The sequence below is a fragment of the Salegentibacter sediminis genome (assembly GCF_002078605.1).
Classification (GTDB): Bacteria; Bacteroidota; Bacteroidia; order Flavobacteriales; family Flavobacteriaceae; genus Salegentibacter; species Salegentibacter sediminis.
Genome location: NZ_MSJR01000004.1, coordinates 23,748 through 37,473, shown reverse-complemented (window position 1 = coordinate 37,473; position 13,726 = coordinate 23,748). Strand labels below are relative to the sequence as shown.

Sequence of the window (13,726 nt, the reverse complement as noted above, 5' to 3'; positions counted from 1 at the left end):
TGGGAATGCCTTTATTATTTATACTATATGTAATCAAAGTTTTACTTTATGAATTCGATCTCCTGGGCAGCGGCTTTATTTTGAGTATCAAAAAAGCCTTGCTCATCCATCCACTTATCGCTGTAAATCTTACTCATATACCTTGAACCGTGGTCAGGAAAAATAAGCACTACATTGCTATTCTCATCAAACTCCCCTTCCCGGGCAAGTTGCTTTAGCCCCTGCATTGCAGCACCACTGGTATAGCCTACGAACAAACCTTCGGTTTTCGCAAGTTCACGCGCTGTGTGTGCACTCTCCTCATCAGAAACCTTCACAAATTTATCGATAGCATCAAAATCTGTAGCGGTTGGAATAAGGTTTTTACCAAGACCTTCAATACGGTAGGGGTAAATCTCCTTAGCATCAAATTCCCTGGTTTCGTGATATTTTTTAAGAACAGAACCATAGGCATCAATTCCTATCACTTTTATCCCGGGGTTTTGCTCCTTAAGGTAACGGGCGGTTCCTGAGATTGTTCCTCCTGTACCGCTACAAGCTATGAGATGTGTGATCTTCCCTTCTGTCTGTTTCCAGATTTCCGGACCGGTACTATTAAAGTGAGCATCCATATTAAGCTCATTGAAATACTGATTGATATAAACCGATCCTTTTATTTCCTGATGCAGCCTCTTGGCCACCTCATAATAAGATCTGGGATCATCTGCTGCTACGTGAGCCGGGCAAACATATACCTTGGCTCCCATAGTTTTGAGCATATCAATTTTATCGTTAGAAGATTTTGAGCTAACTGCCAAAATACATTCATATCCTTTAATAATACTCACCATTGCAATGCTGAAACCGGTATTTCCAGAGGTGGTTTCAATAATAGTATCACCCGGTTTTAAAATACCTTTTCTTTCGGCTTCCTCGATAATGTATAACGCGATACGGTCTTTGGTGGAATGTCCCGGATTAAAGGCTTCTACTTTTGCGAAAAAATCGCCTTTAATTCCTTTAGTAATTTTTTTAAGTTGAATGAGGGGCGTATTACCTATTAATTGCAATACGTTATCATAAACTTGCAATTCTTCTTTCATAAATGAAGTTCTTTACAAAATTAATTTACTGATTTTTCTAAATTGAAAAAGTTCAGATTGCAAACCGGCCAAAGTTAAGGCAAATTTTTTAATTATTCGGTTATTCCTTCTAAATCCAACAGAAAAGCATACTCTTCGGCGACTTCTTTTAATGCTTCAAACCTTCCGGAAGCACCCCCATGACCTGCTTCCATATTGGTATGGAATAACAACTTATTATTATCGGTCTTCATATCCCGTAATTTAGCTACCCATTTTGCCGGCTCCCAATATTGTACCTGAGAATCGTGAAGCCCGGTTGTAACCAGCATATTAGGATAGTCCTGTGCCGTCACATTGTCGTATGGAGAATAAGACTTCATATACTCGTAATATTCTAAGTCGTTAGGATTTCCCCATTCATCATATTCTCCGGTAGTAAGCGGAATACTGTCATCCAGCATTGTGGTCACCACATCTACAAAGGGTACTGCAGCAATCACTCCGTTATAGAGCTCAGGAGCCATATTCACAACTGCACCCATCAATAGTCCCCCGGCAGAACCACCCATAGCATATAAATGCTCCTCAGAGGTATATTTCTCTTCAATTAAATGTTTAGACACATCAATAAAATCGGTGAAAGTGTTCTTTTTTCTAAAGAGTTTCCCTTCTTCATACCAATTTCGGCCCAGGTACTCTCCTCCTCTTATGTGAGCGATAGCATAAATAAAACCTCTATCAAGCAGGCTTAAACGCACAGAAGAAAAGTAAGGATCTATAGTAGAACCATAAGAGCCATAGGCATATTGAAGCACGGGATTCTTAGAGTTTTTTTCCAGACCTTTCCGGTATACCAAAGAAACAGGCACTTTTGTTCCGTCTTCAGCGGTAGCCCATATCCTTTCTGAAGTATAGTTGTCTTTATCAAATTTTCCGCCTAAAACCTCCTGCTCTTTCAGAACGGTTTTTTCCCCGGTCTTCATATTAAAGTCTATTACCGAGGTAGGAGTAGTAAGCGAATTATAAGTATACCTTAAAATATCGGTATCAAATGATGGATTTATAGAAGTATATGCCGTATAGGTTTCATTATCAAAAGGAATATAATATTCTTTGTCTCCATCCCATCTGATGATCCTTATTTTATTAAGCCCGTTATTGCGTTCACTCACAACCAGATATTCCTTGAAAATATCGATATCTTCCAGAAGAAAATCTTCCCGGTGCGGGATGACATCGGTCCAATTTTCCTGCGAGGTAGCATCTACCGGAGTTTTCATCAATTTGAAATTGGTGGCATCATCTTTATTGGTAAGGATATAAAAATGATCTCCAAAATGAGAGATACTGTACTCCAACCCACGTTCCCGGTCCTGGATTACTTTAAATTCGCCATTAGGATTATCGGCTTTCAGTACCCGATATTCGGTAGTTAAGGTACTCCCAGAACCAATAATTATATATTCCCTTGATTTCGATTTATAGACGTAAGTATTAAAGGTTTCGTCTTCTTCTTCGTATACCAGTTCATCTTCAGAAGCATCGGTTCCTAAAACGTGTTTATAGATTCTGAATGACCTAAGCGTCTGCACGTCTTTTTTGGTGTAAAAAAGTGTTTTGTTATCGCTGGCCCAGGTAGAACCCCCGGTGGTATTGTCTATTTTATCTGATAAGATCTCACCGGTTTCCAAATTTTTAACCTGAATGGTATATTTTCTTCGGCTAACCGTGTCTACGCCAAAGGCAACAAGTTTATTGTCCTCGCTCACGTTCAGGCCACCAAGGCTGTAGTAATCATGAGCTTCGGCCATATCGTTTACATTAAACATAACCTCTTCAGAAGCATCCAGGCTATCTTTCTTGCGCGAATAAATAGGGTAATCATAACCTTTTTCAAAACGGGTTAAATACCAATAGCCGTTTAATTTATATGGCACCGATTTATCATCTTCCTTTATTCTGGATTTCATCTCCTCAAAGAGTTCCTCCTGAAACTCTTTGGTATGTGCCGTCATCTTCTCGTTATATTCATTTTCACGTTTGAGATATTCAATCACATCAGGATTTTCTCTATCGTTCATCCAATAATAATCATCTATCCGTACATCTCCATGAAATTCCAGTTTCTCGGCTATTTTCTGAGCTTTGGGAGGTAAAATTTCCTGTTTCAATTCATTATTGTTTTGGGCGGTGGCAAATGTAAGGCTTCCAAGTAAAATAAATAATAATGTTTTCATATTAAGATGTTAAGAAGGTAATTTAGTAAATTTGTCAATAAAAAAATTAAAAACAGAAACTATGTTTGGAGATATGATGGGTATGATGAATAAGATTAAGGAAACCCAGGAGAAAGTTGAAGCCACCAAAGAGCGACTTAAAACCGTAAGCTTTGAGGAGAAATCCAGCGATGGTTTATTACAGGTTACCATTACTGCGGCAAGGGAAATTAAAAACATCAGCATTGCCGATGAATTATTGGAAGATAAAGAGCAACTGGAAGATTACCTTGTGCTCACCTTAAACAAGGCTATTGAGCGTGCTTCTGAAATGAATGAAGCCGAACTTGCTGCCGTCGCGAAAGATGGTATGCCCGACATTCCCGGGTTGGATATGTTTAAATAGAAAGGATTTAAGATTATAAAATAGTAGCCCCCGCTCTTTGCGGGGGCTTCTTTATTAAAGATCAATCTGCTCGAGTACTCCAAGAAACTTCCTGTGCATTTCTTCTGAATAGTCAAGGTGGGTGACAATTCTAAGTTTTCCCTGTCCCATATTGCTAATCCGGATATTCTCCTTTTGAAGTTCCTTCATGAAATCTTCCTCCCTGGAAGCATCCCGAAGATAAAAAATCACGATATTGGTTTCTACCTCTTCCACCAACTTCACATAATTTTGTCTATCCAGAGTCTCTCCAATTTCAGAAGCTCTTTTATGGTCAATGGCCAGCCGGTCTATATGATGATCTAAAGCATAAATTCCTGCTGCAGCCATAAAGCCTACCTGCCGCATTCCTCCCCCAAGCACTTTTCTCACCCGCATAGCGCCTTTCATTAATTTTTTATTGCCAATAAGTACCGACCCCATTGGAGTTCCCAACCCCTTTGACAAACAAACCGAAATGGTATCAAATAACTTCCCGTAATCTTTAGGATCTTCATTTTTTGCTACCAATGCATTAAAAAGCCGGGCACCATCCAAATGTAGTCCTAAGCCATGCTTATTGCAAAGCTTACGAATTTCTTTGATCTCATCCAGGTCATAACAGGCTCCACCCCCTTTATTCGTAGTATTTTCCAAACAAACAAGGCTGGTAAGCGGACTATGGTAAAAATCGGGCGGGTTTATATTTTCTTCTACCTGTGCCGCGGTAATCATTCCGCGGTCCCCATCAACAAGTTTACAGGAGACACCACTGTTAAAAGACGCGCCCCCGCCTTCATAGTTAAAAACATGTGCCCATTTATCGCAAATTAGCTGCTCTGCCGGCTGGGTATGTAATTTTATCGCGGCCTGATTAGCCATACTTCCGGTAGGAAAAAACAAGGCCTCATCCATTCCGAACATTTTTGCCAGCTTCTCCTCCAGGGCATTCACCGTTGGATCTTCCTTATAAACATCATCCCCAACTTCGGCACTCATGATTGCCTTCAGCATCCCGCTGGTTGGTCTTGTAACTGTATCGCTTCTTAAATCAATTTCTTTCATAAATTTCTCTTTGTCAATTCCGTGAAGACGGAAACCTACTTATTAATCAATTATCTTATCATTTATACCCTTCACTAAAATCCTCCAATGGGACTTCCATCCGGAATTTTAGGGCTTGTTGTTTTAATTTTAAAATCTTCAGGATTTTCTCTGAATTGTTTAATCTCCCGGAGCATTTGTTTGTGCAAAGCTGAATCGCGTCCGGAAAGCCAATTTTCCAGATTATCTATTGCTGAATTTGTGATCGCCTTAACCTGGGGTGTAGCCTTATTATTCACCGCTAATGAGAGCAAATGCTGAAAGACAGTGAAATTTACAGCTTCCTGTACGGTTTCCAGGTAACCATCCCGATATGATGATTTTATGGTTGCGTCAATAAGTTCTTCCAAAACATCTGGTAATCCCAGTTGGTCCTTATCCAATGCTTTTTGCTGAACAAGCCTGGCTGCTCTTTCGGGGTGTAACAAAAGATCAAGGCTCATTTCTGCGGCCGTAACCGGTGCCCCCAAGACATCGAAAGCCACCCCGGTATTACTTTTAAAAGATTCCCTGCTTCGATTAAAACCAAAAGCACGTGGCGGGAAAAGTTCTGCTTTTGATTTAGGGATGCTTATAGTTTCGGCATCCAGGGTTTTTAGAATTCCATCAAGCGCCCGTTTCTGGGTTTTAGGATCCAGGCTTTCCCAAACCTTCTCTTTTCCGCCTTTAACAGCATAATTATAATCCATCCCGCCAATCAACTTCACGGCAGCTTCTGTTTGATACCTATGAAAGAAATAAAGTGGCACGAAAACATCTTCCAGGACAGAGTAAGGCTCATCGGTACGGATATTATCTTCAGAAAAATTTTCAATCGCTTTTTTCCGAATAGCTAAAACTTTCTCAAGCTCTTCGACGGCATCTTCCCCGTTATCCCATAAATGTGCTTTTTCATGCGCACCACCCTGAGGTCGGGCATCGGCATCAGAAATAAACTGAATGCCTTTAGAATGGGCTTCCGCAATAACCGAATTCAGAAACTCTCTTTCCGAAGTACCTTCAGGAATATCGGCATAGGAATATTTTACCGTAATCAAATCCCACTCCCCCATTCCGCTTGCATAAGCATTGCTAAAGTCAATTTCCCCGTTTTTTAAACCGAATTGCGGATGCGGGTAGTCCATCACCGAACTTCTTCCCGATGGGCTGGCGGCAAAATTATGAGCAAAACCCAGGGTATGTCCTATTTCATGGGCAGAAAGCTGTCGAATCCTGGCCAGCGCCATTTCCATCATCTCCTGGTGGTTCTTATCGTTTTCGGCATAAGGTTTGTTCATAAGAGCCTGGGCGATCATAAAATCCTGACGAATTCTGAGGCTCCCCAGGCTAACGTGGCCTTTAATAACCTCTCCCGTCCTGGGGTCTACCACACTGGCACCATAGCTCCAGCCGCGGGTTGAACGATGTACCCATTGAATTACATTATATCGCACATCCAGGGGATCGGCATCTTTGGGTAGCATTTTTACTTGAAAAGCATTTTTATAGCCTATTTTTTCAAAAGCCTCATTCCACCATTGGGCACCATCCAGCAAAGCCGATCTTACCGGCTCTGGAGTTCCGGGATCGAGGTAATAGACAATGGGTTCTTCAGCCTCACTGATTTCTGCCTGAGGGTTTTTCTTTTTTAGGCGATGTCTTATTGCAAAACGCTTTTCAATGCGCTCATAAACCGGGCTGGCATAATCCAGATAGGAAATGTGTATAGCACCGCTTCTGGGGTCAAAAATCCTTTTTTGGTAAGCTTCATCGGGCAGTTTTACAAAAGAGTGATGCTGCACCACACTTATGTTTTTTGTATCAGGAACCACCGTTTGCAAGGTTCTTCCTTTGGGTTCCCCTTCAAAAGTTAGCAGGGCTTCAAATTCCACATTTTCAGGAAAAGCTTTGGTGTGTTCCATAGAAAGCGCGCTTTTGCTTTTTTCCAGTTTATAGGTACCATATTCCCCCTTTTTTAACCGCTCTGTCACACCGTGAGCATCACGCATTAAAAATGGGGTGAAATCGATAATATAAACCTCATCTTTTTCCTCTTTGATCTCAAAGCCGAAGATCACCGATTGGGCAAAGGCCTGCTCTACACTGTTTCTTTCAGCAGAATTTTCTGTTTCCGCACGGTATTTTTGATTGGGTTGAATAAGCAGTAGTTTATTCCCCGCCTTCACAAATTTAACCACCACTCCTTCCCCCAGTTTTCCGCGGTCCAGGCCAACATCATTAGAACCTATCCCACTGGTAAGAAAATGGGTGTATAAAAATTCGGTATCGAGCTTATCAACTTCAAGATAAATCTCATCTTCTTGCTCATTATAATGAAAGTCAAAATAGCCATCATAAGATTTTAAATTTTCTTTCCCCGATAAAAACTGAGCGATGCTAAATTGTGAAATACTGAGAAACAACAAAGTAATGAGAAGTCGATGCATAGGCCTGATTTTTTTGGAAATCTAAAACTATAAAATTATCGTTAAATACTTTCCTGTAGCTGCCTTTAATTCTATTTTTACACTAAAATTATTACTACATGATCTCAACAGAACAGGTTAAAGATCTTAGAGAGCGCCTTGGTGCGTTAAGGAGGTATCTTTGACATTGATGCCAAGCAAATAGAAATCACTAATCTTGAAGAAAAAACTTTTGCCCCCGATTTTTGGAATGATCCAAAGAAGGCAGAACTTCTCATGCAGGAACTTAACGCCGAAAAAAATTGGGTAAAGGACTATAAGAAAGCTGAAACTCTTGTTGATGATCTTGAGGTACTCTATGAGTTCTATCAGGAAGACGAAGCATCTGCTGAAGATGTAGAGGAAAAGAATTCCCAGGCACTCGAGCTTATTGAGGATCTGGAGTTTAAAAATATGCTCTCTGAAGAGGGGGACAAAATGAGCGCGGTACTCCAAATCACAGCCGGAGCAGGAGGTACTGAGAGCTGTGACTGGGCAGAGATGCTTATGCGTATGTACCTTATGTGGGCCGAAAAACGCGGCTATAAGATAAAGGAACTAAATTACCAGGCAGGAGACGTAGCAGGAATAAAAACAGTCACTTTAGAGATTGAAGGCGAATTCGCCTTTGGTTGGTTAAAAGGAGAGAATGGTGTCCACAGGTTGGTGCGGATATCCCCATTTGATAGTAATGCAAAACGTCACACTTCTTTTGCCTCAGTCTATGTTTACCCGCTTGCTGATGAAAGTATTGAAATAGAAATCAACCCGGCCGACATATCCTGGGAAACAATGCGATCATCAGGGGCCGGAGGACAAAATGTAAACAAAGTCGAGACGGCAGTAAGACTGCGTCATGCTCCCACCGGAATTGTGGTAGAAAACTCTGAAACCCGTTCACAGCTGGAAAATAAAACCAAAGCTATGCAGCTTTTAAAGAGTCAGTTATATGAAATTGAACTTCAGAAGCAACAAGAACAAAGACGGGAAATTGAAGACTCCAAGATGAAGATCGAATGGGGCTCCCAAATAAGGAATTATGTAATGCACCCCTATAAATTGGTAAAGGATGTTAGAACCGGGGAAGAAACCGGCAATGTAGACGATGTTATGAATGGAGGAATAAACGCTTTTCTAAAAGCTTACCTAATGATGATGGGACAACGGAACGAAGATTGATGGAAATGTGCCAGCTATTTTAATTTTAAATTTAATTGTTTATTTTAAGATCATAAAAATAAGTAATAATGATTACCATTTATCACAACACAAGGTGTAAAAAGTCCCGTGAAGGCCTGCAAAAAGTGGAAGCTTCGGGAAAAGAATATAAAATAAGAGAATATTTAAAAGATGAACTTTCAGAAGAGGAGCTTAAGGCTCTTCTGGCAAAGATGAACATCGCTCCCATACAGCTGGTGCGGAAAAACGAAAAAGTTTGGAAAGAAAACTATAAAAATAAAGACCTAAGTGACAAGGAGTTAATCACCGTAATGGCGAAAAACCCCAAACTTATTGAAAGACCTATTGTAGAGACTGAAAAAGAGGCGGTCATTGGCCGGCCTGCCGAGGAGATCGACAAGTTGCTTTAGCTCCTAATATTAAGTATAAATTGACCTGAAATGAAACCACAAGAAAGAATTGCAATTATTGGTGTTGCCGGATTACTGGTAGCCGGTTTTGTATATTCCCAAATCTATATTCATAAAAGAAACCGGGAGGAATTAGAGGAGATAGCCCGGGAACTGGCCTATACCTGGAAACAGGAACTAGACCTGGACCACGAGCAAACCTTGCTAATGGAGGATGTAATCATCGCTTATACCATCAGGAAAAATGAGGTGCTTAACTCGGGGGTAAACGAAGATTCTTTAATTAGAAGACTCCAGGCAATTCAGCGCAACGAACACAAGAAGTTAAAGAAGTTTTTAACAGAGGCCCAGTTCGAAAAATATATCAAGGTAAATAAAAATTTAACCCGGAAAGCTTAAAAACTGATTTCCAGGTTTTAACTTTATAGTTCATTAAGATTAAAGGTCAAAAAAACTGGTTTAACGCAAGTTTAACCAGTGTTTCATTAAACCTTTTGGAAAATTAAAGGTCATAGAAAAAAAAATTATATGACCTCCAAAAATCTAATGTCGCTAACAGCGCTTTTATTATTTTTAAGCCTGGGTATCCAGGGCTATTCTCAACGTAATTCTCAACATACTATTTCCGGGACTGTTATTGATGACGAGCTTGAAGTTCCTTTGGAATATGCAACCATCTCCATTGTTAACACAAGTGACCCTTCAGACATCAATGGCGGGGTGACCGATGCCGATGGTAATTTCTCTATCGAAGTTGCAGAAGGCACTTATAATATTCTCGTGGAATTCATTTCCTATGAACCTCAACGTTACAATAATCGCACAATAAACTCAGATCTCAACCTGGGTACAATACAATTAGGAGTCTCCTCTTCCAGTCTGGACGAAGTTGTAGTTCGCGCTGAAACTACCCAGGTAGATGTTAGGCTGGATAAGAAAATATATAATATTGGTAAGGACCTCACCACAGCCGGAGGTACTGTAAGCGATGCCCTCAACAATGTGCCTTCGGTAACCGTGGATATCGACGGCGGCATAAGTCTAAGAGGTAATGAGAACGTAAGAATCCTCATTAATGGTAAACCTTCTGCCATGGCTGGTTTTGGAGATACAAACGTGCTGAACCAGTTACCGGCCGATGCCATAGAGCGGGTAGAAGTGATTACTTCCCCTTCGGCCCGGTATGATGCAGAAGGAACTGCAGGTATCCTGAATATTATACTAAGACAAAAGGAGACCTTAGGATTTAACGGGTCCCTAAGCTTAAATGCAGGAACTCCAGCAAATGCTGGTATATCAGCAAATGTTAACTATCGTACAGAAAAATTCAACCTTTTTACCACCACTGGTTTCAGGTATTTTGATGCTCCGGGAGGAGGTTTTTTCGACACCAAATATAATGAGAACAGCGGGGTAGAATTTGACAGAATTGTGGAAGATCGGGACATAGATCGTCTAAACAGAAACTTCAACACCAATGTGGGAATCGAGTATTTCCTTACAGAAAAATCCTCTCTTACAGGTACGGTTTTTTATCGTTACGGTGAGGATGAAGATCTTACCACCAATGTAACCGATAATTATATTAACGGTAACCAGGTTTTAGGGACAACCCGGGAGGAAAAACAAACCGAAAATGATGACAGCTGGCAATTATCTCTTAATTATATCAATAATTTTGATGATAAGGGCCATAAACTTACTGCCGATTTTCAATTTGAAACCGATAAAGAAACTCAGTTTACCACCATCGGCGAAAAGGAAGATTATAATACTGAAAATCGGGAACTCCAATTAATTGGTGAAAATATCAACACCACAGAAGACCAGAAAGAATACTTAATTCAGGCAGATTATGTTCGTCCATTTGGCGAGGACTCACAATTCGAAGCAGGATACCGCGGAAACTTTGAAAATGAGATCACCGATTACAGGCTTTTCCAGGAAAACTCTGAAACAGGAAATTTAGAACTCAATGAAAACCTTACCAATGTATTCGACTATACTGAGAATGTAAATGCACTATATACCCAATACGGATCAAAATTCGGTCAGTTTTCTTTCCTTCTTGGATTGAGATTAGAAAACACTCAGCTAAAAGGGAAAATTGATAGCGAACTTACCGATGCTGAGTTGGAAGAAGTATTTGGTTTCCCTATCGATACGAATTTTGATAATAATTACTTAGGCCTGTTCCCTACCGTAAATTTCATTTATGAATTAGCCGAAGAAGAAAATATCACCTTAGGCTATAACAGGAGGATTAACCGCCCACGAGGTTGGTTTATCAACCCTTTTCCCTCCCGTAGCAGTAATAACAATGTATTTCAGGGAAACCCCAATTTAGAACCAGCCTATTCCAATGCTTTCGACCTCGGTTACCTGAAAAGATGGGAAAAACTAACGCTAACATCTTCTGTCTATTACCAGCATGAAACCGAGTCTTTTGAAAGGATAGAAGAAAATATCGCTGGCACGAACGTGATCAGGACAATTCCGGTGAACCTGGCCAGTAATAAAAGAACAGGTGCCGAATTAGGATTGCTGTATAATCCTGCCCGCTGGTTAAGATTAAATGGTAGTTTTAACTTTTTTAAGTTTGAGACAGAGGGTGAATTTAATGGTAGAGATTACGGTGCCGAAAATACCAGTTGGTTTGCACGCTTCAGTTCTAAGGTAACTTTACCGGCCAAAATTGATTGGCAAACCAATGCGTTTTATCGCGGTGCTTCTGAAGGTATACAAGGAAGAAGAGAAGGTCTCCTGTCTATAGACCTTGCGGTGAGTAAAGATATTTTTAATGAAAACGCCACCCTCTCCTTAAATGTTCGGGACCTTCTAAATTCACGCAAACGTGAATCTTATACTTCTACCGACACTTATGACAGGTACAGTGAATTTCAATGGAGACAGGGCCAGAATTTCACCATATCTCTTATTTACAGATTTAATCAGCAAAAGAGGGAGCAGGAAAGAAGAAGAAATGAAAATAACGGAGAAATGGATGAGGGAGATTTTGAAGGATAATCCCTGAAGAGCAGGTACAAAAAAAGGGACTAAAATTAGTCCCTTTTTTTATGCTTTTTCTTCTTTAGCTTTTCTCCTGGCCTCTTTTTTCTCTTTAAGTAATTCCATTACCGAACCACCTATCCAGTAGGGCACAATAGCCGTTAAAAAGATCATTAACCAGAATCCAATCGTTAAAATAACAAGGAAAGCCAAGAAACCGAGGTACTGATCGAATTCGAACATAATTTTCAAAAATTTTTGCGTCGGGTTCAAAGATATGAACTCTTGGGACTAATTCATAAATAAAATTCAAATTTTAGGGCACCTCAGGCATTTTGAATGATTTTACGGCTTAAATTTTCCAATAAATTAAGCTAAAGAAAGCGCTTAACTTGTAAATTTGTAAGTGAACTAATTTTACAAATTATGGAATACAGAATAGAAAAAGATACCATAGGGGAAGTCAAAGTTCCTGCCGATAAATTGTGGGGGGCTCAAACCGAACGTTCCCGAAACAATTTCAAAATAGGTCCGGCGGCCAGTATGCCCCTGGAAATTATTTATGGATTTGCCTACCTTAAAAAAGCCGCGGCATACACCAACTGCGAATTAGGGGCACTCCCCGTAGAAAAGCGGGATTATATCGCACAGGTATGCGATGAGATTCTTGCAGGGAAACATGACGACCAATTCCCGCTGGTAATATGGCAAACCGGGAGTGGTACCCAAAGCAACATGAACCTTAACGAGATGATTGCTCACCGCGCCCACCAGTTAGCAGGTAAAACAATTGGAGAAGGAGAGAAAACCCTTTCCCCAAATGATGATGTGAATAAATCACAATCTTCTAACGATACCTTCCCTACCGGAATGCACATTGCTGCATACAAAAAGATAACTCAAACCACTCTTCCGGGTGTGAAGAAATTAAGAGACACCCTAAAAAAGAAATCTGAAGAATTTAAAGAGGTAGTTAAGATTGGACGCACCCATTTTATGGATGCCACTCCCCTTACTCTCGGGCAGGAATTTAGTGGATATGCAGCTCAACTGGATTATGGAATAAAAGCCCTTGAAAACACTTTACCACACCTTTCTGAGTTGGCACTTGGAGGTACCGCGGTGGGAACCGGACTTAATACCCCTAAGGGGTATTCTAAAAGAGTGGCAGAATTCATCGCTAAATTCACCGAGCTTCCATTTACTTCTGCTCCAAATAAGTTTGAAGCCCTGGCAGCTCACGATGCTTTTGTAGAAACGCACGGAGCCTTAAAGCAACTCGCGGTATCCCTTAACAAAATTGGTAACGATATTAGAATGTTAGCCTCAGGCCCGCGAAGCGGCATTGGTGAAATCACCATTCCGGCTAACGAACCGGGTTCATCCATTATGCCCGGAAAAGTTAATCCTACCCAGGTGGAAGCCTTAACTATGGTTTGTGCCCAGGTGATGGGAAATGATGTTACCTTAAGCGTGGGAGGAATGCAGGGCCAGTTTGAGCTGAATGTATTTAAGCCTGTTATGGCTGCCAATCTTCTTCAAAGCGCACAACTCCTGGGAGATGCCTGTGTTTCTTTTAATGAGAATTGTGCGATTGGTATTGAGGCGAATACTCCCCGTATCAATGAGCACTTGAATAACTCCCTGATGCTGGTTACAGCCCTAAATACTAAAATAGGTTATTACAAAGCGGCAGAGATCGCTAACGAGGCTCATAAAAACGGCACTACCTTAAAAGAAGAAGCCGTAAAATTAGGTCACGTTACCGCCGAGCAATTTGATGAGTGGGTACAGCCAAAAGATATGGTTGGAGGTTTAAAATAAAACCTTCCTCACTAAAACAAAAAATCCTGCCGGCCGGCAGGATTTTTTTATT

The 13,726-nt window shown here is 40.7% G+C and carries 11 protein-coding genes; 6 read left to right on the top strand and 5 right to left on the bottom strand.

Annotation, left to right across the window (positions count from 1 at the left end):
• Positions 1-41 precede the first annotated feature (41 nt).
• Together BUW93_RS07845 and BUW93_RS07840 are read right to left on the bottom strand one after the other, a co-directional pair.
• The gene (locus tag BUW93_RS07845) at positions 42-1,082 is read right to left on the bottom strand and encodes a PLP-dependent cysteine synthase family protein (RefSeq protein ID WP_081210857.1); all 1,041 of its coding nucleotides are present in this window, start codon (positions 1,080-1,082) and stop codon (positions 42-44) included.
• A gap of 92 nt (positions 1,083-1,174) precedes the next feature.
• Entirely contained in the window at positions 1,175-3,301 is a 2,127-nt protein-coding gene (locus tag BUW93_RS07840) for a S9 family peptidase (RefSeq protein ID WP_081210855.1), read from the bottom strand.
• 61 nt (positions 3,302-3,362) lie between these two features.
• Between BUW93_RS07840 and BUW93_RS07835 the strand changes: the two genes are divergently transcribed.
• Positions 3,363-3,686 carry a YbaB/EbfC family nucleoid-associated protein gene (locus BUW93_RS07835; RefSeq protein ID WP_081210853.1) on the top strand — a complete coding sequence of 108 codons (324 nt, stop codon included), beginning with the start codon at positions 3,363-3,365 and terminating at the stop codon, positions 3,684-3,686.
• Positions 3,687-3,740: 54 nt separating this feature from the next.
• On the opposite strand, the gene BUW93_RS07830 is transcribed toward BUW93_RS07835, so the two are convergent.
• Together BUW93_RS07830 and BUW93_RS07825 are read right to left on the bottom strand one after the other, a co-directional pair.
• Complete coding sequence (locus BUW93_RS07830) at positions 3,741-4,769, bottom strand: threonine aldolase family protein (RefSeq protein WP_081210851.1); 1,029 nt, start codon at positions 4,767-4,769, stop codon at positions 3,741-3,743.
• A gap of 74 nt (positions 4,770-4,843) precedes the next feature.
• Positions 4,844-7,234 carry a zinc-dependent metalloprotease gene (locus tag BUW93_RS07825; protein ID WP_081210849.1) on the bottom strand — a complete coding sequence of 797 codons (2,391 nt, stop codon included), beginning with the start codon at positions 7,232-7,234 and terminating at the stop codon, positions 4,844-4,846.
• A gap of 98 nt (positions 7,235-7,332) precedes the next feature.
• On the opposite strand from BUW93_RS07825, the gene prfB reads away from it, so the two are divergent.
• The 4 genes from prfB to BUW93_RS07805 all read left to right on the top strand — a co-directional run bounded on the left by prfB (position 7,333) and on the right by BUW93_RS07805 (position 11,868).
• Positions 7,333-8,431, top strand: a protein-coding gene (prfB, locus tag BUW93_RS07820; protein WP_110688282.1) for a peptide chain release factor 2 whose coding sequence is annotated in 2 segments (ribosomal slippage) — positions 7,333-7,395 and positions 7,397-8,431 — 1,098 coding nt in all. Because the reading frame shifts where the segments join, the coding sequence is not laid out codon by codon here.
• A gap of 68 nt (positions 8,432-8,499) precedes the next feature.
• Positions 8,500-8,841: an arsenate reductase (glutaredoxin) gene (gene arsC / locus BUW93_RS07815; RefSeq protein ID WP_081210845.1), complete on the top strand. Its 342-nt coding sequence runs from the start codon at positions 8,500-8,502 to the stop codon at positions 8,839-8,841.
• 30 nt (positions 8,842-8,871) lie between these two features.
• Positions 8,872-9,240, top strand: a complete 369-nt coding sequence (locus BUW93_RS07810; protein WP_081210843.1) for a hypothetical protein — start codon at positions 8,872-8,874, stop codon at positions 9,238-9,240.
• Between the two features lie 129 nt (positions 9,241-9,369).
• Positions 9,370-11,868, top strand: a complete 2,499-nt coding sequence (locus tag BUW93_RS07805; RefSeq protein WP_081210841.1) for a TonB-dependent receptor domain-containing protein — start codon at positions 9,370-9,372, stop codon at positions 11,866-11,868.
• Positions 11,869-11,916: 48 nt separating this feature from the next.
• Here the strand turns inward: BUW93_RS07805 and BUW93_RS15030 are convergent, their stop codons facing one another.
• A complete protein-coding gene (locus BUW93_RS15030) occupies positions 11,917-12,093 on the bottom strand; it encodes a hypothetical protein (protein WP_198536999.1) in 177 nt (58 codons plus the stop codon).
• 183 nt (positions 12,094-12,276) lie between these two features.
• On the opposite strand from BUW93_RS15030, the gene fumC reads away from it, so the two are divergent.
• On the top strand, positions 12,277-13,674 hold the full coding sequence (fumC, locus tag BUW93_RS07800) for a class II fumarate hydratase (RefSeq protein WP_081210839.1): 1,398 nt from the start codon (positions 12,277-12,279) through the stop codon (positions 13,672-13,674).
• The last annotated feature ends 52 nt before the right edge of the window (positions 13,675-13,726 follow it).